This is a genomic window from Microbispora sp. CSR-4 (assembly GCF_008033685.1).
Taxonomy (GTDB): domain Bacteria; phylum Actinomycetota; class Actinomycetes; order Streptosporangiales; family Streptosporangiaceae; genus Microbispora.
Genome location: NZ_VJVX01000032.1, coordinates 22,903 through 43,696 on the forward strand (window position 1 = coordinate 22,903; position 20,794 = coordinate 43,696).

The 20,794-nt window shown below is 71.7% G+C and carries 20 protein-coding genes; 4 read left to right on the forward strand and 16 right to left on the reverse strand.

Annotated elements, in window-relative coordinates; all coding sequences use genetic code 11:
• The first annotated feature begins 240 nt into the window (after positions 1-240).
• Positions 241-1,320, forward strand: coding sequence for an LLM class flavin-dependent oxidoreductase (locus tag FLV34_RS22860; RefSeq protein WP_147944008.1), 1,080 nt, complete (start codon positions 241-243; stop codon positions 1,318-1,320).
• Positions 1,321-1,610: 290 nt separating this feature from the next.
• Positions 1,611-3,170, forward strand: coding sequence for a wax ester/triacylglycerol synthase family O-acyltransferase (locus FLV34_RS22865; RefSeq protein WP_147944009.1), 1,560 nt, complete (start codon positions 1,611-1,613; stop codon positions 3,168-3,170).
• 21 nt (positions 3,171-3,191) lie between these two features.
• Here FLV34_RS22865 and FLV34_RS22870 read toward each other — a convergent pair whose 3' ends face one another.
• The 14 genes from FLV34_RS22870 to FLV34_RS22935 form a co-directional block, all read right to left on the reverse strand.
• On the reverse strand, positions 3,192-3,791 hold the full coding sequence (locus tag FLV34_RS22870; RefSeq protein ID WP_142645304.1) for a TetR/AcrR family transcriptional regulator: 600 nt from the start codon (positions 3,789-3,791) through the stop codon (positions 3,192-3,194).
• Positions 3,792-3,977: 186 nt separating this feature from the next.
• Positions 3,978-5,588 carry a cation acetate symporter gene (locus tag FLV34_RS22875; RefSeq protein WP_147944010.1) on the reverse strand — a complete coding sequence of 537 codons (1,611 nt, stop codon included), beginning with the start codon at positions 5,586-5,588 and terminating at the stop codon, positions 3,978-3,980.
• Positions 5,585-5,929 (reverse strand): DUF485 domain-containing protein, encoded by a 345-nt coding sequence (locus FLV34_RS22880; RefSeq protein ID WP_185948907.1) that lies wholly within the window; start codon positions 5,927-5,929, stop codon positions 5,585-5,587. Before FLV34_RS22880 ends, FLV34_RS22875 begins: the two co-directional genes overlap by 4 nt.
• A 195-nt stretch (positions 5,930-6,124) precedes the next feature.
• The gene (locus FLV34_RS22885; protein ID WP_312845713.1) at positions 6,125-7,639 is read right to left on the reverse strand and encodes a cation acetate symporter; all 1,515 of its coding nucleotides are present in this window, start codon (positions 7,637-7,639) and stop codon (positions 6,125-6,127) included.
• Between the two features lie 7 nt (positions 7,640-7,646).
• Positions 7,647-8,081, reverse strand: a complete 435-nt coding sequence (locus FLV34_RS22890) for a hypothetical protein (protein ID WP_261985866.1) — start codon at positions 8,079-8,081, stop codon at positions 7,647-7,649.
• Between the two features lie 18 nt (positions 8,082-8,099).
• Entirely contained in the window at positions 8,100-8,849 is a 750-nt protein-coding gene (locus FLV34_RS22895; RefSeq protein WP_142645307.1) for a LytTR family DNA-binding domain-containing protein, read from the reverse strand.
• 110 nt (positions 8,850-8,959) lie between these two features.
• The gene (locus FLV34_RS22900) at positions 8,960-9,556 is read right to left on the reverse strand and encodes a Uma2 family endonuclease (RefSeq protein WP_147944011.1); all 597 of its coding nucleotides are present in this window, start codon (positions 9,554-9,556) and stop codon (positions 8,960-8,962) included.
• 100 nt (positions 9,557-9,656) lie between these two features.
• Positions 9,657-10,835 (reverse strand): sensor histidine kinase, encoded by a 1,179-nt coding sequence (locus FLV34_RS22905; protein WP_142645309.1) that lies wholly within the window; start codon positions 10,833-10,835, stop codon positions 9,657-9,659.
• Positions 10,836-11,020: 185 nt separating this feature from the next.
• On the reverse strand, positions 11,021-11,926 hold the full coding sequence (locus tag FLV34_RS22910; protein WP_147944012.1) for a haloalkane dehalogenase: 906 nt from the start codon (positions 11,924-11,926) through the stop codon (positions 11,021-11,023).
• Between the two features lie 25 nt (positions 11,927-11,951).
• A complete protein-coding gene (locus FLV34_RS22915; protein ID WP_312845714.1) occupies positions 11,952-12,386 on the reverse strand; it encodes an HIT family protein in 435 nt (144 codons plus the stop codon).
• Positions 12,383-13,543, reverse strand: a complete 1,161-nt coding sequence (locus FLV34_RS22920) for an acyl-CoA dehydrogenase family protein (RefSeq protein ID WP_142645311.1) — start codon at positions 13,541-13,543, stop codon at positions 12,383-12,385. The genes FLV34_RS22915 and FLV34_RS22920 overlap by 4 nt, the downstream gene beginning before the upstream one ends.
• A complete protein-coding gene (locus FLV34_RS22925; protein WP_142645312.1) occupies positions 13,543-14,061 on the reverse strand; it encodes a MaoC family dehydratase in 519 nt (172 codons plus the stop codon). The genes FLV34_RS22920 and FLV34_RS22925 overlap by 1 nt, the downstream gene beginning before the upstream one ends.
• A gap of 90 nt (positions 14,062-14,151) precedes the next feature.
• A complete protein-coding gene (locus tag FLV34_RS22930) occupies positions 14,152-15,057 on the reverse strand; it encodes a phosphotriesterase (RefSeq protein WP_147944013.1) in 906 nt (301 codons plus the stop codon).
• Positions 15,054-15,566, reverse strand: a complete 513-nt coding sequence (locus FLV34_RS22935; RefSeq protein WP_222709590.1) for a carboxymuconolactone decarboxylase family protein — start codon at positions 15,564-15,566, stop codon at positions 15,054-15,056. The genes FLV34_RS22930 and FLV34_RS22935 overlap by 4 nt, the downstream gene beginning before the upstream one ends.
• An 89-nt stretch (positions 15,567-15,655) precedes the next feature.
• Here FLV34_RS22935 and FLV34_RS22940 point away from each other — a divergent pair, with 89 nt between their 5' ends.
• The gene (locus tag FLV34_RS22940; RefSeq protein WP_142645314.1) at positions 15,656-16,222 is read left to right on the forward strand and encodes an ABATE domain-containing protein; all 567 of its coding nucleotides are present in this window, start codon (positions 15,656-15,658) and stop codon (positions 16,220-16,222) included.
• 149 nt (positions 16,223-16,371) lie between these two features.
• Here the strand turns inward: FLV34_RS22940 and FLV34_RS22945 are convergent, their stop codons facing one another.
• Positions 16,372-17,463, reverse strand: coding sequence for a DUF3618 domain-containing protein (locus tag FLV34_RS22945; protein WP_147944014.1), 1,092 nt, complete (start codon positions 17,461-17,463; stop codon positions 16,372-16,374).
• On the reverse strand, positions 17,460-17,858 hold the full coding sequence (locus FLV34_RS22950; protein WP_142645316.1) for a phage holin family protein: 399 nt from the start codon (positions 17,856-17,858) through the stop codon (positions 17,460-17,462). The genes FLV34_RS22945 and FLV34_RS22950 overlap by 4 nt, the downstream gene beginning before the upstream one ends.
• Before the next feature lie 426 nt (positions 17,859-18,284).
• Here FLV34_RS22950 and FLV34_RS22955 point away from each other — a divergent pair, with 426 nt between their 5' ends.
• Entirely contained in the window at positions 18,285-20,738 is a 2,454-nt protein-coding gene (locus FLV34_RS22955) for a glycoside hydrolase family 48 protein (protein WP_260617054.1), read from the forward strand.
• Positions 20,739-20,794 lie beyond the last annotated feature (56 nt).

Consider the following 20,794-nt stretch of genomic DNA (forward strand, 5'->3'; position numbering starts at 1 on the left):
GCCGCGCCCTCTCGGCGGGGCCGTCCACACGGCGGCCCCGCCGTACGGTGCCGGCTCCGGGCGCGGGGGCCCGGACGCGGGGGGCCGGACGCCGGGGCCGGGCGTGCCGGGTTTGCGCGGGCGATCGGAAGAGCATTACATTTCCCACTGAATCAGGTGGTTTTACTGGTTTTCCGCGTCGGCCGGCGAGGCGTCTTCGGCGGCCGTGCGCCGGTCCGCGTCCGCTGACGAGGTGAACTGATGCGTTTCCACTGGTTCCTGCCGACGACCGGCGACGGGCACGACGTCCGCTCCGCCATCACCACCACCGACAGCTTCCGGCCTACCGCGCGTCCCGCCACCATCGCCTATCTGAGCCAGGTGGCCGCAGCCGCGGAGCAGGCCGGATTCGAGGCCGCGCTCACCCCGGTCGGCGCGGGCTGCCCCGACCCGTGGATCGTGTGCGCCGCGCTGACCCAGCACACCGAGCGGCTCAAGACGCTGGTTGCGTTCCGCACGGGCTACACCCTGCCCACCCTGCTGGCCCAGCAGGCGCAGGCGTTCCAGCAGGTCTCCGGCGGGCGGCTGCTGGTGAACGTCGTCACGGGCGGCGACCCGGTCGAGCAGCGCGCGTACGGCGACTTCCTCGACCACGACGCCCGCTACGCGAGAACCGACGAGTTCCTCCAGGTGCTGCGTCTGGCCTGGGACGGCGTGCCCTTCGACCACCACGGCGAGCACTACCGGGTCGAGGCGGGCGGGCTGGCCGAGCCGATCACTCCGGTGCCGGGCGTCTACTTCGGCGGCGCCTCCCCCGCCGCAGAACGCGTCGCCGCCCGCCGCGCCGACGTCGCGCTCATGTGGGGCGAACCACCGCAGGCCATAGCGGCGCGGATCGACCGGCTGCGCGGCCTGGCCGCGTCGGAGGGCCGCGAACTGCGCTACGGCCTGCGCGTGCACGTCATCGCCCGCGACACCGCGTCCGCCGCCTGGGCGGAGGCCGAGCGCCTGCTCGCCGGCATGGACCCGGCCCGCATCGCCGAGGCGCAGCGGCGCTTCGCCCGCTACGACTCGGTGGGGCAGCGCCGCATGGTCGAGCTCCACCACGGCGGCACGCGCGACCTGGAGATCCACCCGGGGCTGTGGGCCGGTGTGGGCCTGGTGCGCGAAGGCGCGGGCACCGCTCTCGTCGGCTCCTACGACGAAGTCGCCGCGCTGCTGCGCGAGTACGCCGCGGTGGGCATCGACGAGTTCGTCCTCTCCGGCTGGCCTCACCTGGAGGAGGCGTACCGCGTCGGCGAATACGTCGTCCCCCGCCTCCGATCCCTCGTGACGGCCTGACCCCCGCGGCTCGGTCGCCTCCGGCCCCTCGACGCGGCCCGGCGGTCCCGCGCGCCGCGCGGGACCGCCGAGGCCGACCGTCTCCCGCAGGTCAGGGATTCGGCTGGACATCCCCCGGCGGTACGCGGGAGACACGCGGTGGAAACACCCCGCGGCGATGATGGTCACGGTGCGCGTGCGGGCGCTCATCCTGCGCCAGGGGCCCCGGCTCCGGTCTCGGCGAATCCCTGGATGCCGGCGAACGGCCCCACGGCGGACCGGGCGGCGGCGTGAGCGGGGAGGATGACGAGATGCGCCAGTTGACGGCACTCGACGCGCAGTTCCTGAGCGTGGAGTCGGCGACCACCGCGACCCACGTGGCGGGCGTCGCCATACTCGACCCGTCGGCCTCGCCCTCCGGCGCTCTGACCAGGGATGCGCTGATCGCCCTGCTGCGCGAGCGGCTGCACCTCGCCCCGCCGCTGCGGATGCGGCTGGCCGACGTGCCCTTCGGGCTCGACCGGCCGTACTGGGTGGACGACCCCGACGTGGACCTCGACGCGCACGTGCACGAGACCACGCTCCCGGCGCCCGGCGGGGAACGCGAACTGGCCGCCTATGTCGCGGGCGTCCACGCGCGGCGGCTCGACCGCGGCCGGCCGCTGTGGGAGGCGCACCTCATCCACGGCCTGGAGGGCGGCCGGTGCGCGCTCTACACGAAGGTGCACCACTGCGCGATCGACGGCGTGTCGGGCTCGGAGATCCTGACCGCGTTGCTCGACCCGTCGCCGCAGCCGCGCCGGGTGGAGGCGCCTCCCGCACCGGTGTCGCCGCAGGTGCCCGGGACGCTCGCGATGCTCGCCGGCGCGATCACCCGGTCGATCGTCCAGCCGGTGGAGACGCTGTGCTCGCTCGCCCGCGCGGCGGCCGACCTGGACGCGATCCCGGTGGTGGCGGCGCTGCCCGACGCCCGGCGCCTGGCCCAGGCCGCCCGCGTGATCGCCGGAGACGCGCGCCCGCTGCCCGCGACGCCTCCGCTGGTCGCGCCGCGCACGCCGTTCAACGGCCCGATCTCCGCGGAGCGGGAGGTCGCCCTCGGCTCCGTGCCGCTGGCGGAGATCAGGAGGGTGGCCAGGGCCTTCGGCATGGGCCCGAACGACGTGGTGATGACGCTGTGCGCGTCGGCGCTGCGGCGCTGGCTGCTCGCCCACGACGCGCTGCCCGCCCGGCCGCTGGTGGCCGCCGTGCCGGTGACGCTGCGCTCGCGGCGGCCGGCGGGCGACCCGTCCCGGGACGCCGCTTGGGTCGGCAACCGGATCTCCGCGATGATCACACCGCTGGCCACGGACGTCGCCTCTCCCGCGGAACGCCTGGCGGCGGTGCGCTCGGCCCTGGCCGCCGCCAAGCGGCGCTTCGCCGTCTCCCACCGCACCTGGCTCGACGACGTGTGCGCCATGGTGCCGAATGCCTTCGCGGCGCTGGCCACGCCGGTGGTGTTCCGCCTCGCGGGGGTCGCGGGGGCGGGCGTCAACCTCATCGTGTCGAACGTGCCGGGGCCCCGCCTGCCGTTGTATCTGTGCGGCGCCCGCATGATCGCCTACCACCCGCTGTCGGTGGTCACCGACGCCACCGGGGGGATCAGCATCACCTGCGCGTCGTACGACGGGCGGCTGGACTTCGGCGTCGTCGCCTGCCCGGCCCGGTTGCCCGACGTCTGGAGCATGATCGGTCACCTGCGCGAGGCGATGGACGAGCTGCTGGCCCTGCTCGACGACTCCCCCGAAGACTCCGCTGAAGACCCCGCTGAAGACCCCGCTGAAGACTCCGCCGTACGGCCCGGGAACGAGCAGGGGGAGATGGTGCCCGCCTGACCTCGGGGGTCACGGCCCCGGTCAGCGCAGGGCGCCCGCGATCAGTTCGGCGACCGCGTCGGGATCGATGTGATGGCCGGTGAGCAGGCAGATGCTCTCCTGGTAGAGCAGGACCGCGGCGAAGGTCGCGGCGGCGGCCTCCAGGCGGGCCGCGTCACCCCGCCCGCCCGGCAGGGCGAGCTCCAGGGCGAACCTGGCCCGGCGGATGATCTCGGTGTTCAGGCGGCCCAGGCGCTCCCGTACGGACAGGTGCGTGTCGGCCTCCCGGAACAGGATGCGCCGCATCGCGGGGGACGCGTGCAGCGGCAGCCTGCGGGCGAGCCGCGACAGCGCGCCGGCCGCGTCGCCGGGCACCGCCTCCACCTCCTCCTCGATCACCACGGTGCGCTCGTCCACCAGCGAGATCAGCACGTCGATCTTGCGGGGGAAGTAATGGAAGACCAGGCCCTTGGGCACGCCGGCGAGCTCGGCGATGCGCGCGGTGGGCGTGGCCTCGTAGCCGCCGCCCGCGAACAGTTCCTCGGCGGCGTCGAGGATGCGGGTGCGGGCGTCGCCGTCGGGCGGCTGCTTCCTTCTCCGCGAGCGCGACCACGCCTTGGCGGTCTGGAGAGGGCTGTCCACGGACCGAACCTTAACCACAGTGGGTGCCCCAACACCATGACGCGAGGGACAGGGCAGGCATACGCCCGGCCGCGAGCCCCGTGCCGAGTGGCACAGCGCCCGCGGCCGGGCGCACCGGGGTCACCGGCCCTCGGCGGCGGTGGGAGGCGGCGCCTGGGGCCGGCGACGTGTGGCCGGAAACCGGTGTCAGTGGCTCGTGGCCTTCTCGGCACCGAGGCCGGTGAGCGAGCGGACCTCGATCTCGGCGTACTTCGAGCCGTTGTACTCCTTGCTCAGGATCGTGCCGAGGTAGCCGCACAGGAAGCCGATCGGGATCGAGAAGATGCCCGGGTTCGACAGCGGGAGCACGTGGAAGTCGGCGTCGGGGAACATCGCCGTCGGCGCGCCGGAGACGACCGGCGAGAAGATCACCAGCACCACGGCGGAGATGAGGCCGCCGTAGATGGCCGAGACCGCGCCCGCCGTGTTGAACCTCTTCCAGAACAGGCTGTAGAGGATCGCCGGAAGGTTGCCCGACGCGGCGACCGCGAAGGCCAGCGAGACGAGGAAGGCCACGTTGAGCGACTGGGCGAAGATGCTCAGCGCGATCGCGACCGCGCCGATCACGAACGCGGCGATCCGGGCGACCACGACCTCCTGGCGCTCGGTGGCGCCGCCCCGCTTGAACACGTGCGCGTAAAGGTCGTGGGCGAAGCTGGAGGACGACGCGAGGGTCAGGCCCGCGACGACCGCGAGGATCGTGGCGAACGCGACCGCCGCGATGACCGCCAGCAGCACCGTGCCGCCGACGTCGCCGAAGATGTCCTGGCCCACCTGCTGGGCGAGCAGCGGGGCCGCCGTGTTGCTGGCCTTGTCGGCCTCGGCGATCGTCTTCGAGCCCACCAGGGCCGCGGCGCCGAAGCCGAGCACCAGCGTCAGCAGGTAGAACACGCCGATGATGCCGATGCCCCACATGACCGACTTGCGGGCGTCCCTGGCGGTCGGCACGGTGTAGAAGCGGATGAGGACGTGCGGCAGGCCGGCGGTGCCGAGCACCAGGGCCAGGCCGAGGCTGATCAGGTCGATCTTGCCCCAGACGCCCTGGGCCTCGGTGCCGTACTTGAGACCGGGCTTGAGGAAGGCGTCGCCCTTGCCGCTCGCGTTGGCGGCGTCGCCGAGCAGGCCGGACAGGTTGAAGCCGAACTTGCCGAGCACCAGCAGGGTGATCAGCGCGGCGCCGACCATCAGCATGACGGCCTTGACGATCTGCACCCAGGTGGTGCCCTTCATGCCGCCGAACACGACATAGATGATCATCAGCAGGCCGACCAAGATGATCGTCCAGATCTTGCCGGCCTCGGAGTGGACACCGAGCAGCAGGCCGACGAGCGCGCCCGCGCCGACCATCTGCGCGAGCAGGTAGAAGATGCTCACGACGATCGTGGACACACCGGCCGCCGTACGGACCGGGCGCGGGGACATGCGGAACGCCAGCACGTCGGCCATCGTGTACTTGCCGGAGTTGCGCATCAGCTCGGCGACCAGCAGCAGCGCCACCAGCCAGGCCACGAGGAAGCCGATGGAGTAGAGGAAGCCGTCGTAGCCCGACAGCGCGATGATGCCGGCGATGCCGAGGAACGACGCGGCCGACATGTAGTCGCCGCCGATCGCCAGGCCGTTCTGCAGGCCGCTGAACGACCGGCCGCCGGCGTAGAAGTCCGCCGCGCTCTTGGTGTGGCGGCTGGCCCAGAACGTGATCGCCAGTGTGCCGGCAACGAAGATCACGAAGAGGATCGTGGACAGCGTCTCGTGACTCACTTCGCGCCCTCCCCGACCTCGTCGTGGGTCTCGGCCCCGCCGCGCAGCTCGTCGGCGATCGGGTCGAGCTTGGCCTCCGCGTGCCGCGAGTACGCCCACGCGATCAGGAACGTCGACACGAACTGCAGCACACCGAAGACGAGGGCGACGTTGATGTTGCCGAACAACTTGGCGCCCATGAAGTCCCGGGCGAAGCCCGACAGCACCACGTAGAGCAGGTACCACACCAGGAAGGCGATGGTCATGGGGAACGCCCAGGACCGGTAGCGGCGGCGCAGCTCCTGGAACTGCTCACCCGCCTGTATACGTTCATAGACCGATGGATCGTGCTGGACGGTCACAAGATCTCCTTCGGCAGTGATCTGGATCACTTCAACGTAGGAGCGCGCCCTGCGCGGCGACGAGTCCCGGGAGCCGCCGAGTCGCCCAGCCGTAGCGCCCGCTCGTTCACATGGCGCATCCCTGCGACGAATGGTCGGTTGCACGCGCTGAGCGGTCACCCATGCGTTACATGAAACGCGACCGCAAACGCCCGGCTACATGAAACGCGGCCGCCAGTCGCCCCGGTCGACGTTCAGCGTCTCGGGCGTGTGCAGGCGGACCATCGTGCGCGCCACGCCACGCGGCACCCGCGACGGCGTCAGCAGCGACACCACCACCATGACCGTGAACGACACGGGCACCGTCCAGGCCGCCGGCTCCGCCAGCAGCGACCCCGCCCAGCCGCTGTGCGGGCCGCCGATGATCGTGACCACGACCGCCGTGCAGGCCAGCCCTCCCCCGGCCAGCAGGCCGGCCATCGCCCCCGCCGTCGTCAGCCTGCGCCACCAGATGCCGAGCACCAGCAGCGGGCAGAACGACGAGGCGGCCACGGCGAACGCCAGCCCCACCACGGTCGCCACCGGCAGCGACCGGGCCACGCCCGCCAGAGCGAACGGCACGAGCACCGCGAGCAGGGTCGCGACCCGGAACGCGCGCACCCCGCCGCGCAGCATGTCCTGAGCGATCACCCCGGCGACCGACACCGTCAGCCCCGACGACGTCGACAGGAACGCCGCGAACGCCCCCGCGGTCACCAGCGCCGTCAGGAACTCGCCCACCGGCCCGCCGACCAGCCTGCCCGGCAGGGCGATGACCACGGTGTCGCTCTCCGGCATGCCGTAGACGTGGCCGAGGTAGCCGTACACGGCGGGCATCAGATAGAAGGCGCCGAGCAGGGTCAGCACGACGAGCGTGGTGCGGCGGGCGGCCATCCCGTCCGGGTTCGTGTAGAAGCGGACGAGCACGTGCGGCAGCCCCATCGTCCCGAGGAACGTCGCCAGGATCAGCGAGTACGTCTCGTAGACCGGATGCTCCTGGCCGTGCAGCGGCAGCACCCACTCGTCCCCCGGGGCGAGCCCCGGCCGTCCGTCCGACCACCAGGCCATCAGCATGAAGACCAGCGGCACCGCGAGCGCGGTCAGCTTCAGCCAGTATTGGAACGCCTGGACGAACGTGATCGACCGCATGCCGCCCGACAGCACGTTGGTCGCGACCACCGCCGCCACCAGCAGGCTCCCCGTCCACGGCGGCGCCCCCGTGATCGTACGGAAGACCAGCCCGGCGCTCTGGAACTGCGGCATCAGATAGAGCCAGCCGATCAGCACGACGAGCACGCTCGACAGCCGCCGCACCGCCATCGACTCCAGCCGCGCCTCGGCGAAGTCGGGCAGCGTGTAGGCCCCCGACCGCCGCAGCGGCGCCGACACCAGCACCAGCAGCACGAGGTAGCCGCCGGTCCAGCCGACCGGCAGCCACAGCATGTCCGCGCCGAAGGTGAGGATCAGCCCCGCGACGCCGAGGAAGGATGCCGCCGACAGATACTCCCCGCCGATGGCCGAGGCGTTCCACAGGGGCGAGACCGTGCGGGAGGCGACGTAGAAGTCCGACGTGGTGCGGGACACCCGGATGCCGAACGCGCCGATGAGCACGGTCGCCAGCATCACCAGGACGACCGCGACGATCTGGTTCACCGGTGCGCCGTTCTCGTCGGCACTCCCCGCGGCCGGCACACGGTCTTCATCGGCGCTCCACGAGGTCGGCGAAGTCGCGTTCGTTGCGTTCGGCCTGCCGCACGTACAGCCAGGCGCCCCCGACGAGCGCCGGATAGATCAGCCCCGCCAGCACCACCCACGGCAGCGGCAGCCCGAGCAGCTCGGCCGCGCGCAGCTCCGGGGCCAGCAGGAACAGCAGCGGCAGCCCGCCCACGACGCAGGCGAGCAGGCTGCACACGAACAACGCCAGGCGAAACTGGGTGCGCACCAGGGAGCCCATGTAGACCTCGCCGAGGCGGGTCTGCTCGTCGATCTCCCGGGGGAGCGGGTGCCGTGGCCTGGGCGCCGCCGCCGTGCGCGGGCTGGTGACCACCACCCTGCGGGGCTTCCCGCCCGTCGCCGCGCCCTCGCCCTGTCCGCGCGTGCCGGACGCCGCCGCCCTGCGGGGCTTGCCGCTCATCGTGCCCTCACCGCCCGCTCACTGGGCCTGGCCCCGGCGGGCCCGGCGGACGAGCAGGTCGCGCAGCTCCCGGGTGTGGCGGCGGCTCACCGGGATCTCGGTCTCCCCCACCCGCACCACGCACTTGCCCGAGTCGATGTGCAGCTCGTCGATGTGCTTGACCGCGACGAGGTGACTGCGGTGGACGCGCAGGAACCCCGCCGACGCCCAGCGCTCCTCCAGCGTGGCCAGCGGGATGCGCACCAGGTGGCTGCCGGTCGCCGTGTGCAGCCGCGCGTAGTCGCCCTGCGCCTCGACGTACCGCACCTCGGTGCTCGCCACGAACCGGGTGACGCCGCCCAGCTCGACCGGGATCGTGTCCGCCTGCGGCCCTTCCCCCGGCTCGCCCCGGCTGCCGCACACCCGGCGGATCGCCTCGGCGAGCCGCTCCGGCCGTACGGGCTTGAGCAGGTAGTCCTCGGCCTTCAGCTCGAAGGCGTCCACGGCGTGGTCCTCGTACGCCGTCACGAAAACGATCTTCGGTGGGCGGGTGAACTGGGTCAGCAGCCGGCCCAGCACCACGCCGTCGAGGCCGCGCATGCGGATGTCGAGGAAGACCGCGTCGATCGGCCTGCCGTCCGCGATGGCGCGGTCGAGCAGCCGGAGCGCGGCGGCCCCGTCGCGGGCGGTGAGCACGTCACCGATGCGGGGGTCGGCGCGCAGCAGGTAGGCGACGTCCTCCAGCGCGGGCTGCTCGTCGTCCACCGCCAGAACCCGCAGACCGCTCACGATCACCCCTTTCACCGACCGATCCCCTAGAGAGTGATGACCGAAACGTGTGGAAGTCAACGCCTCCCCATCACGACCGCATCACGGCTGGGATCGCGCCGGCCCGGGGGTCAGCCCGGACGGCGGCGCAGCAGCGCCCCGGGGTCGAGCGTCACCCGGAACGGCTCGTCGAGCGTCGCCGGCTCGCCCGTCCGCATTACGTGACGCTCGCGGTACTCCCCCGCGACGAGCTCGAAGACGATGACGCGCGGCTCCGGCTGGTCGAGGCGGACCACCCAGGAGAACGGGATGCCGATGCTCGCGTAGACCTGCCGCTTGGTGATCATGTCGCGGGTGACCGCGTCCTTGCCGGTGATCTCGGTGGCGATCAGTGTGTCGTGCCCCTTGAGCAGGTCATAGCCGCCCTCGGCCAGCTTGCCCGGCACGGTGACGAGATCGGGAGGACTGCGGTAGCCGGGCAGCGGCCCCGGGACGTCGACGTCGACCGGCCCGATGGTGATCAGATCCAGCCCGGCGTCCTCGGCCGCGTCATTCAGCAGGCGCATGAGCCGATAGGCGACGTACTGGTGCTCGGGTGCGGGGGAGTTCTCGACCAGGAGGTTCCCGTCCTCGATCTCGTAGCGGAATCCTTGCGGCAGGTCGCGCGTGTCGTCCCGGGGCCACGGACACCGGCTCCCCTGCCGGCCGAACGTGATCGTCACACTCATCGGCGTGGAATTTCCGGGCGAGGGGCGGCCTGACCGGCGTGAAAGCTAACAGTAATCATAGGGATACGCATAGCTTTCCGAATGGTCAGGGCGTGAAGGATCAGGTCCGGACGCCGGGGTGATATTTGGGGACGCGTACGGCGACCTTGGTGCCGGCGCCCTCTCCGGTCTCCACCACGAGGCCGTACTCGTCGCCGTACACCTGGCGCAGCCGCTCGTCCACGTTGGCCACGCCGATGCCGCCCGCGCCCGAGCGGTCCTCCCCGGCGAGCACCCGGCGCAGCCGGTCGGGGTCCATGCCGACGCCGTCGTCCTCCACGGTGATCACGCACTCCGCGCCCGCGTCCTCGGCGACGATCGTGATGCGGCCGACGCCCGGCTTGGCCTCCAGGCCGTGCCGTACGGCGTTCTCGACCAGCGGTTGCAGGCACAGGAACGGCACTGCCACCGGCAGCACCTCGGGCGCGATGCGCAACGTGACCTGGAGCTGGTCGCCGAACCTGGCCCGTTCGAGCGTGAGATAGCGGTCGATCGAGCGCAGTTCCTCCGCCAGGGTCGTGAAGTCGCCGTGCCGCCGGAAGGAGTAGCGGGTGAAGTCGGCGAACTCCAGCAGCAGTTCCCTGGCCCGCTCGGGGTCGGTGCGGACGAACGACGCGATGGTGGTCAGCGAGTTGTAGATGAAATGCGGCGAGATCTGCGCCCGCAGCGCCCGGACCTCGGCCTCCATCAGCATCGTGCGGGACCGGTCGAGCTCGGCCAGCTCAAGCTGGGAGTCGACCCACCGCGCGACCTCCTGCGCCGCCCGCACCAGCCCGGCCGAGGCGTGGTCGCCGTACGCCGCGAGCGAGCCGACGACCCGGTCGTCGGTGGTGAGCGGGACGACCACGGCGTGCCTGATCGGGCACTCGGGGCGCAGGCAGTCGAGCGCGAGCACCTGCGTGCGGCCGTCTTTCAGCGTCTCGGCGGCGTGCTCGAACGCCTCGGCCGCGTGGTGGTCGCCCACGCCGTCGTAGACGAGCAGCTCCTCGCCGTTGGTGATGGCGATGGCCGGGGAGCCGAGCAGTTCGCGCAGGTGCCGCGACGCCTTGAGCGCCCCCGCCTGGGTCAGCCCGGCGCGCAGCGGCGGCGCGGCCAGCGAGGCGGTGTGCAGCGTCTCGAACGTCGCGCGCTCGGCGGGGCTGCTGCCGAGGTCGCGCCGCCCGCGCAGGACCCGCCACAGCACGACCGCCGGCACGGCCACGAGCACGGCGACGACGAGCACTGTCACGACCGGTTCCACGCCGCCGCAGCCTACCCGGCGCGCGCCGCCCGTCCGCTCGCGCGGCGGCGAACGGTCCCCATCGCGCGCCGGACCGCCCCCGGCCGCCGCTGAGCCGCGTCTCTCTCCGGGCCTCTTCGCCGGGCCTTCCGCCGGGCCTCTCGCCGGGCCTTCCGCCGGGCCTTCCGCCGGGCCTCTCGCCGGGCCTACCGTGCGGCCGTCGCGCGGACGAAGGCGGCGACGGCCTCGCCCAGCTCGCGGCCCGCGTCCTCCTGCAGGAAGTGACCGGCGCCGGTGATGACGGGGTGGTCGAGCCCGGCCGCGCCGCGCATCGACTTCTTCAGGATCGGCGCCATCCCCCCGGTGATGGGGTCGCGGTCGGAGAACGCGACGAGGAGCGGCAGGTCGAGCGTGACGAGGGTCTGCCAGGCGGCGCGGTTGGCGGGCGCGGCCGGGTCGTCGGGGGTGATCGGCACCAGGCCCGGCATCGCCCGCGGCCCCGCCTTGAACTCCTCGGAGGGGAACGGCGCGTCGTAGGCCCGCCGTACGGGCTCGGGCAGCTCGGTGACGCACCCCGACTGGATGAACCGGGCGATGTCGAGCACGGGTGCCTTCTCGACGGCCTGCCGGAAGCGGTGCCACACCTCGGGCATCGGGATGTCGCCGGTCGGCAGGCCGGTGTTGGCGGCGACGACCCTGGCGAAGCGGTCAGGGTGCTCGGCGACGAGCCGCAGCCCGATCAGCCCGCCCCAGTCCTGGCCGACCAGCGTCACGCCGCGCAGGCCGAGCGCGTCGAAGGCGAGCGACCGCACCCACTCCACGTGCCGGGCGTACGTGTGGTCCTCCGGGCGGGACGGCTTGTCCGACCGGCCGAAGCCGATGAGGTCGGGGGCTACGGCCCGGCAGCCCGCCTCGGCCAGCACGGCCATCACGTGCCGGTAGAGGAACGACCAGCTCGGCTCCCCGTGCAGCAGCAGCACCGGCGGTCCGTCCGCCGGGCCCGCCTCGACGTACGCCATCCGGGCGCCGCCGGTCACCTCGGCATAGCGGGGTTCGTACGGGAAGTCGGGCAGGTCCGCGAAGCGTTCGTCAGGAGTGCGGAGGAAGTCCATGAAGGGGCACCTTTACGTTGTAGATTCACATGTGGAGGGATTCGTCCAGCGCGGCGCGGATGCGGGCCGCGTAGTCCTCGATCTCGGCGTCGCCGTCGTACTTGACCCGGGGCCAGAAGAAGCCGCGCAGGCCGTCCTTGCGGTTGCGCGGCACGACGTGGACGTGCAGGTGGGGCACGCTCTGGCTGATCCGGTTGTTCATCGCGACGAACGTGCCGGCCGCGCCCGTGCCCGCCTCGACCGCCCGCGCGACGGCCTGGACGCGGGAGAAGAACGGCCCGATCTCCTCGGCCGGAAGGTCCGTCAGGGTCTCGACGTGGCCGCGCGGCACGACGAGCACGTGCCCCTTGAACACCGGCCGGACGTCGAGGAACGCCGCCGCGACCTCGTCGTCCAGCACCATGTGGGCGGCCCGCTCGCCCGCCGCGATCTCGCAGAACACGCAGCCGTCCACGGTCACCAGCCGAGCGTGGCGTCGCCCTCGATGAGGGCCCTGGCGATGATCAGCCGCTGCACGTCGTTGGTGCCCTCCCCGATCGCCATGAGCGGCGCGTCCCGATAGAGGCGCTCGACCACGAACTCCTGCGAGTAGCCGTAGCCGCCGTGGATCCGCATCGCCTCCATCGTCGCTCTGAGCGCCACCTCGGAGGCGAAGTATTTCGCCATCGCCGCCTCGCTGCGCACCGGCCCGGCCTCCGACCGCACGGCGGCCCAGTACGTCATGAGCCTGGCCGCCTGGATCTCGGTCGCCATGTCGGCCAGCTTGAGCTGGATCGCCTGGAAATCGGCGATCGGCTGCCCGAACGCGTGCCGTTCGCGGGCGTAGCCGAGGGCCGCCTCGTAGGCGCACTGCGCGACGCCGACCGCGCGGGCGGCGATGTTGAGACGGCCGAGTTCGAGCGCCGACAGCACCTGCTGCATGCCCCGCCCCTCGGCGCCGCCGAGCAGCCGCGACACCGGCACGCGTACGCCGTCGAGGACGACCTCGCACGTCTCGGTGCCCTTGTAGCCCAGCTTGGGCAGGTCGCGGCTGATGGTCAGGCCCTCGCTGGCGGCGTCCACCAGCAGCACCGACATCCCCCGATGGGCGGGCGTCTCGATCGAGGTCTTCACCAGCACGGGCAGCGGGTCGGCGTGCCGCGCGTTGGTGATCCAGGTCTTGGTGCCGGTGACGACGTAGTGGTCGCCGTCGCGGACCGCCCGGGTGGCGATGCCCTGCAGGTCGGTGCCCGCGCCCGGCTCGGTCAGCGCGATCCCCGTACGGCGGGCGCCGCCGGCCAGGCCGGGCAGGTAGTGGCGGCGCTGCTCGTCCGTGCCGTATTCGGCGATCATCCAGGTCGACAGGGAGTGGGAGCCGAGGATTCCCGCCACGCCCATCCAGCCCCGGGCGATCTCCTCGAAGACGAGGGCGAACGACACCCGGTCGAGGTCGAGGCCGCCGTACTCCTCCGGGATGGTCATGCCGAACAGCCCCATTTGCGCGAACCGCCGGACGATCTCCTCCGGATAGCGCCCGGTGCGCTCCCACTCGGAGGCGACGGGGACGATCTCCTTGTCCACCAACTCCCGCAGCGTCCGCCGGAACAGCCGCTGGTCCTCGTTCAGCTCGAAGTCCACTACGCCTCCATCGGGCCGGTCTTGGCACGCGGGAAATACCCCTTGTCGTGGGGCGCGTCGCGCTTGTAGACCATCACCGCGCGCCGCCACGACATCACCTCGTCGCCGTCCTGGTTCAGGCCCCGCGTGCGGCAGGTGACGATCCCGGCGTACGGCCGTGACCTCGACTCGCGCTTGTCCACCACGATCGACTCGGCGTACAGGGTGTCGCCCACGAAGACCGGATGGGTCAGCCGGATCTCGTCCCAGCCGAGGTTCATCATCGCCGTCTGGCTCACGTCGATGACCGACAGCCCGAGCACGATCGCCACCGAGAGCCCCGAGTTCACGATGATCTTCCCGACCGGAGCCCGGGCGGCGAAGTGCGCGTTGAAGTGGTTCTGGTTGGTGTTCATCGTCAGCAGCGTGAACCAGGTGTTGTCGGCCTCGCTGATCGTCCGGCCGAGCGGGTGCTGGTAGACGTCGCCGACCACGAAGTCCTCGTAGTAGCGCCCGATGCGGGCTTCATGGACCGTCACACCAGAATACTATTCTGGATCAGCTCCGCGCGGGGTGAGCCCGGCCCGCGACGCCGTCCGCATGCTCCGTCGTTCCGGATCCGCCCGCAGTCACGGCCGCCGCCAGTGGACCGCGAACGCCCGGGCCGGGTTCTCCACGAAGATCGCCGCTGCGACCTCGGGCCCGAGCTCCCGCTCGATCCGCGGTCGCAGGCCGCCGAGCAGGAACGGCATGCCCGGTCCGTCGGCGCCGGACCTCGCCGCCGCGGTGACCGTGTCGCCGCCGAGCAGGATCCGGCGGGAGTGTCCCGCGGCGGCGAGCGCTTCCAGGCAGTCCAGCAGACGCCAGTCGGCGGCGTGATGCGCCCGCGACGGACCGTCGAACGCCAGGTACGCGCCCGCCTCCGCGGCTTCCCGGTGGACGCGCGGGTCCGGGAACCGGTGGAGGTGCCCGAGGATCACGTGGTGCGCGGGCACCTCGTGCGTACGGCACAGCAGGTCGAGCACGTCCATGGCCGCCGTTCCGGCCTCCAGGTGGACGCCGATGGGCGCGCCGGTGGCGTGGTGCGCCTCGGCCGCGGCGGCCATGACGTGCCGCGCGTGGTCGTCGAGCCGGTGATAGGCGCCGGCGACCTTGATCAGGCCCGCTTTCACGGGACCGGCGGTCAGCTCGCGGACGAACAGGCCGGCCAGTCCGCTGCGGACCCGGCGTAACTCCTCCGGGTCGTAGTGCCGCGCCTGGTGCAGGCCGGTGGCGGAGACGAGGTGCACGCCGGACCGCCGGGACAGGCCCGGCAGTTCCTCTGCCCGCCGCCCCAGCCCCCACGGGGTCCACTGCACCACCGCACGGCCGCCGAGCGCGGCGAAGGTGTCGAGCTCGGCGAGCGCGGCCTCGGCGTCGTCCAGTTCCTGGCCCGGCAGGGCCGGCGAGGCGAGGAACAGATGATCGTGCGCGTCGCAGACCCCCAGCTCCCCGGGCGGGATGTCCCCCAGCACGGTCCTGACGGCCGCCGTCATCGGCCGCCTTCCCCTTCCCTCTCCGTGTCCGTGTCCGTCTCCGCGTCCGTCTCCGCGTCCGTCTCAGTGTCCGCGTCCGCGTCCGTCTCCGTGTCCGTCTCCGTGTCCGCGAACGCCGCGACGGCGACGCGCAGCCCGGCCAGCGCCCTCGGCACGCCGATGTAGGGGGCCAGATGCACGAACACCTCGAGGATCTCCTGCCGGTTCATCCCCACGCGCAGCGAAGTCCTCACGTGGCCGGCCAGTTGCGGGTCGACGCCACCGACGGCGGTGAGGGCGGCGAGGTTGACGAGCTGCCGGTCGCGCAGCGACAGCCCCTCACGCAGATAGGTGCCGCCGAACAGCGCCGTGACCAGCCAGTCGGGGAATCCAGGGACGATCTCCTCAAGCCCCGGCAGAAGGGACCGCTGGTAGGACTCGTCCTGCAGGAGGCCGAGCAGCCGGTAGCCCTCCTCACGGTCCAGCCGGGCCCGCGTCAGTCCCTCCACAGACGGCCGCCTCATCGTCATGCCCCGATCCTCCTTTGATAGGTGTAACGCTTTGTGCGTTACACGGAGGACTGTACTGGACGTAACGGCTGAAGCGTTACCCTGTTTTCGTGACCACCGAGGACAAGCTCGCCTTCCGCTTCGACTGCGGCGCGGTCTGGTTGAACCTGCTCGCCACCAAAGGCCGCACGTTCAGCGCGGCGCCGGTGGAACGGCTGGCCACCCCCGCCCGCCTGGCGGAGTGGCTGGAGCGGTGCGAGCTGTCCCCCGCCCGGCCACCCGGCCAGGACGACCTGCACCTCGCGTGGGCGCTGCGCGAGACGCTGCGTGCGCTCGCGCTGGCCACGGTCGAGGAACGGCCGCCGCCGGCGGACGCCGTGGCCGGCCTGGCCGCCTTCCTCGGCGAGCATGACGATCCGGTGCGGCTGAGCGCGGACGACCGGCTGCGGCGCGAGCCCCCGGCGACCACGGCGCACGCCCTGGCCCGGATCGCCCGCCAGGCGGTGGACCAGATGACCGGATCCGACCGGCTGGCCCTGAAGAGCTGCCCCGAAAGTGACTGCAGGGGCGTCTTCATCGACCCGCCCGGACGCCGGCGCTGGTGCCCGAATCCCGCGTGCGCGAGCCGGGGAAGAGTCCGCGCGCTCCGCGCCCGCCGCAACGCCGGCCAGTCATGAGAAACGGCCCGGCGCCGCATGAGCAAGGCTCGGCGTCGGGCCTTCGCGTCCTGTCTTCGCCGACCCCCGGGGAGCCCTGGTGGCGCGCGGGCGCCCGGCGCGCTTCGCGCCACGCCCCGGGCACCTCGCTCAGGCCCGCCTCGGGCCGGTCATCGATGCGCGAACCTCCGCATGACCGAGCGACGAGGCTGCGGGAACAGCCGCCGGCCGCCGAACATGCGGGACCGGCCGAGCATGCCGAGCACGCCCGTTCCGCCGCGCGCGCTCTTCCGGCCGAACAGGCCCGGCCCGCCGGACATCCCCCTGCGGCCGAACATGCTCATGCCCCCGGGCGTCCTCTTCCCGCCGAACATGCTCATACCCCCGGGCGTCCTCTTCCCGCCGAACACGCCCTTGCCGCCGAGCGGGCCCATGCCGCCGGCCCTGCCCCTGGCGCCGAACAGGCCCCTCGTGCCTGCCCTGCCCCTGGCACCGAACAGGCGCGCACCGCGGCCGAACATGCTCGTGGCCCCGGCTCTGCTCTTCGTGCCGGACATGCCGGAACCGAACGGCCGCGTTCCGCCGCCGGTCATCCCGGTCCTGCGGGAGGCGCCGAACATCCCGCCGGACATCCCGCCGAACATCCCGCTGCCCATGCGGGCTCCGCCCGCGCCGCGCATCCGCGGCATGCCCGCCATACCGGACCTCGTGATGCCGGACCTCGCCATGCCGGACCTCGCCATGCCGGACCTCGTCGTACGGCCCTGGCTCCGGGAGATCCGGCGAAACACCAGCAGCGCCGTCGCCATGGCTCCGGCCCCGGCGACGACGCCGGGACGACGCCTGGCCTGCTCGCCGGCCCTGGCCGCGGCTCCGCGCAGCGGCTCCGGCGTGACCTCGCGCACGCGTCCGGTGACACCGGCCACCCTGGCCCGCGCGGCCGCGGTGGTCGCGTGCACGCGCTGCTGCGCCCGTGCCTTCACGTCGGCCTTGGCGGCCAGCGCCTCGATCGTGTCGCCGAGGTCGTCGCGGGTCCGCTCGATCTCCTGACGGACCTCGGCGATCTCGTCGTGGCCCTTCCTCCGCTCGCCCGCGCCCCTGGTCTCGGTGTCCCGGGCCTCGGCGACGGGCTCGGGGCCGGGCTGCGCCTGCCGTACGGCGTTCAGCGACTCCGGGTCGGTGACCGGCTCTGACACGTCCTGTCTGTGCACACCCACGGTCCCGGCCTTCGGCCGGGCCGCCTTGGGGTCGGTCTCGGTCATCTGCGCGCACTCTCCTTCATGACGTCGATGTCCGCTTTGAGGCTGCGCATCGCCTCGTCGGGAGTGGGCGGCGTCGCGCGGGACACCTGCTCCTTGCCCACCAGGGCGAGCAGTCCGGCGAGCGCCAGCAGCGCGGCGCCGATGACCAGGGCGCTCGCCCAGGCCGGCAGCACGAGCGCGAGGGCCAGGATCGCCGTGGCCACGAGGGCGCCTCCGCCGTAGAACGCGATGAGACCCGCGGCGCCGAGCAGGCCCGCGCCCATTCCCGCGCGTTTGCCCTTGCGGGTCATTTCCAGCCGCGCCAGGCGCAGTTCGTCGCGGATCAGCCGGGAGACGTCCTCGGACAGCCGGCGGACGAGTTCGCCCGTTGAAAGCGACTCCTTCTGGATGGTCATGGCCTGCCTCCCTTCCAGGGTTGGGAAGCGCCTACCCGCAGCCGAGAGCCCTAACCACGGGCCCCGGCGGGGTGAACGGCCAGGCTGTTACACGTGAAAGTTTCAGTTATGAAACAGCGCCACGTCCGCCAGAGGGTGGCAAAAGGCCAGTAAGGGGCCTCGGCTCACCGCCCGATCGGGCCACGGCGTGAGGCGATTGCAACCCGTGATTGACATACCGGGGGCCCAATCGACAATCCTGATGTGGGAGCGCTCCCATCGTATCGGTTCAGATCCACCCTTGCCCGCATCGGTCACGAAATCCGCTACCTGGCATTTCTTCACCCGATGCTCCCACCCCCAACCCACTTTGGAGACCCTCCTCAAATGCGAACGAGAGCTCTGAGTACGGGAGCGCTCCCACGATCGCGGAGACGGATCGCCCTTGTGGCGGCCGCCGCCGTGTCCGGCGGCCTCCTCGTCGGGCTGGCGCAGACTCCTGCGTCCGCCGCCGTGTCCTGTGACGTGCAGTACGCGCTCAACTCCTGGGGTTCCGGATCGGGCGGTTTCACCGTCAGCCTCGACATCAAGAACCTGGGCGATCCGATCAACAACTGGACGCTGCGGTTCAACTTCCCCAACGGGCAGCAGCTGTCGAACGGCTGGTCGGCGAACTGGAGCCAGAGCGGCGCCACCGTCACGGCCACGAACATGCCGTGGAACGCGAGCCTCGGCACCGGCACGACGACCAACATCGGTTTCCAGGGAACGTGGAACGGCAGCAACAACAAGCCCACCTCGTTCTCCATCAACGGTGTGACCTGCGGCGCGACCGCCAGCCCCTCACCGAGCCCCTCACCCAGCCCGTCTCCCTCGCCCTCGCCCTCGCCGAGCCCGTCGGCCTCGCCGTCGGCGTCCCCCTCCGCCTCGCCCTCGGCGTCCCCCTCCGCCTCGCCCTCGGTGTCGCCGTCCGCGTCCCCGTCCCCATCGGCGAGCCCCACTCCGGGCACGGGCAACGAGTACATCGACAACTTCATGACGATGTACAACAAGATCCACGACCCGGCCAACGGGTACTTCTCGCCCGAGGGCGTGCCTTACCACTCGGTCGAGACGCTGCTCGTGGAGGCTCCCGACCAGGGCCACGAGACGACGTCCGAGGCGTTCAGCTACTACCTGTGGCTGGAGGCGATGTACGGCAAGATCACCGGTGACTGGACGAAGTTCAACACCGCGTGGACGACGATGGAGAAGTACATCATCCCGTCGCACGCCGACCAGCCCACCAACGACAAGTACGACCCCAGCAAGCCGGCGACGTACGCGGGTGAGTGGAACGACATCAGCCAGTACCCGTCCCGGCTCGACAGCAGCGTCAGCGTCGGCAGCGACCCGATCGCGAACGAGCTGAAGAGCGCGTACGGCACGTCCGACATCTACGGCATGCACTGGCTGCTGGACGTCGACAACACCTACGGCTACGGCCGCTGTGGCGACGGCACCACCAAGCCGGCGTACATCAACACCTACCAGCGCGGGCCCGAGGAGTCGGTCTTCGAGACCATCCCGCAGCCGTCGTGCGACACCTTCGCATTCGGCGGTCCGAACGGGTACCTCGACCTGTTCACCGGTGACGCGTCGTACGCGAAGCAGTGGAAGTACACCAACGCGCCGGACGCCGACGCCCGCGCCGTCCAGGCCGCCTACTGGGCGCTGACCTGGGCGACCGAGCAGGGCAAGCAGGGGCAGATCTCCACCGCGGTGGCCAACGCCGCCAAGATGGGCGACTACCTGCGCTACGCGATGTACGACAAGTACTTCAAGCAGCCGAACTGCACCAGCACCTCCTGCCCGGCGGGCACCGGCAAGAACTCGTCGAACTACCTGCTGTCCTGGTACTACGCCTGGGGCGGCGCGTACGACACGTCGGCCGGATGGGCCTGGCGCATCGGCTCCAGCCACAACCACGGCGGCTACCAGAACCCGATGGCGGCCTGGGCGCTGTCGAACGTCAACGCGCTGAAGCCCAAGGGCTCGACCGCCGTCAGCGACTGGTCGACCAGCCTCACCCGCCAGCTGCAGTTCTACAAGTGGCTGCAGTCGGCCGAGGGCGCCATCGCCGGTGGCGCGACCAACAGCTGGGAGGGCCACTACGCCTCCCCGCCGTCGAGCCTGCCGAAGTTCTTCGGCATGGCCTATGACTGGCAGCCCGTCTACCACGACCCGCCGTCCAACCAGTGGTTCGGCTTCCAGGCGTGGTCGATGGAGCGCGTGGCCGAGCTCTACTACGCCACGGGCAACAGCGACGCCAAGAGCATCCTCGACAAGTGGGTCGCCTGGGCGCTGTCGGGCACCACGATCAACTCCGACGGCACCTTCCAGATCCCGTCGACGCTGCACTGGAGCGGCCAGCCGGACGCCAGCTTCAGCGGCTCGGGGATGCCGCCGGCCAACACCGGGCTGCACGTGACCATCCAGGACTACACCGACGACATCGGCGTAGCCGGTTCGTACGCCAAGACCCTGATGTTCTACGCGGCCAGGTCGGGCAACGCCCAGGCCAAGAGCACGGCCAAGGCCCTGCTCGACGGCATCTGGCAGAACAACCAGGACGACAAGGGCGTGTCGGTCGCGGAGACCAAGACCGACTACAACCGCCTGGACGACCCGATCTACGTCCCGTCCGGCTGGAGCGGCACGATGCCGAACGGCGACCCGATCAACAGCAACTCGACCTTCATCTCCATCCGGTCCTGGTACAAGAACGACCCGGACTGGCCGAAGGTCCAGTCGTACCTGAACGGCGGCACCCCTCCGGTCTTCCACTACCACCGCTTCTGGGCGCAGACCGACGTGGCCACCGCGTACGGACAGTACGGCCTGCTCTTCCCCAACGGCTGAGCACGCCCCGTAAGCCGGGGTGCGGTGTCGCCTGACCCTTCACCGCACCCCAAGGA

Bases quoted from the DNA above. Each gene is read 5' to 3' on its own strand.
- FLV34_RS22865 (WP_147944009.1), top strand. From the start codon at position 1,611: ATGCGCCAGTTGACGGCACTCGACGCGCAGTTCCTGAGCGTGGAGTCG.
- FLV34_RS22945 (WP_147944014.1), bottom strand. From the start codon at position 17,463: ATGACCGAGACCGACCCCAAGGCGGCCCGGCCGAAGGCCGGGACCGTG.
- FLV34_RS22900 (WP_147944011.1), bottom strand. From the start codon at position 9,556: ATGAGTGTGACGATCACGTTCGGCCGGCAGGGGAGCCGGTGTCCGTGG.
- FLV34_RS22935 (WP_222709590.1), bottom strand. From the start codon at position 15,566: ATGACGATGAGGCGGCCGTCTGTGGAGGGACTGACGCGGGCCCGGCTG.
- FLV34_RS22860 (WP_147944008.1), top strand. From the start codon at position 241: ATGCGTTTCCACTGGTTCCTGCCGACGACCGGCGACGGGCACGACGTC.
- FLV34_RS22890 (WP_261985866.1), bottom strand. From the start codon at position 8,081: ATGAGCGGCAAGCCCCGCAGGGCGGCGGCGTCCGGCACGCGCGGACAG.
- FLV34_RS22930 (WP_147944013.1), bottom strand. From the start codon at position 15,057: ATGACGGCGGCCGTCAGGACCGTGCTGGGGGACATCCCGCCCGGGGAG.
- FLV34_RS22910 (WP_147944012.1), bottom strand. From the start codon at position 11,926: ATGGACTTCCTCCGCACTCCTGACGAACGCTTCGCGGACCTGCCCGAC.
- FLV34_RS22950 (WP_142645316.1), bottom strand. From the start codon at position 17,858: ATGACCATCCAGAAGGAGTCGCTTTCAACGGGCGAACTCGTCCGCCGG.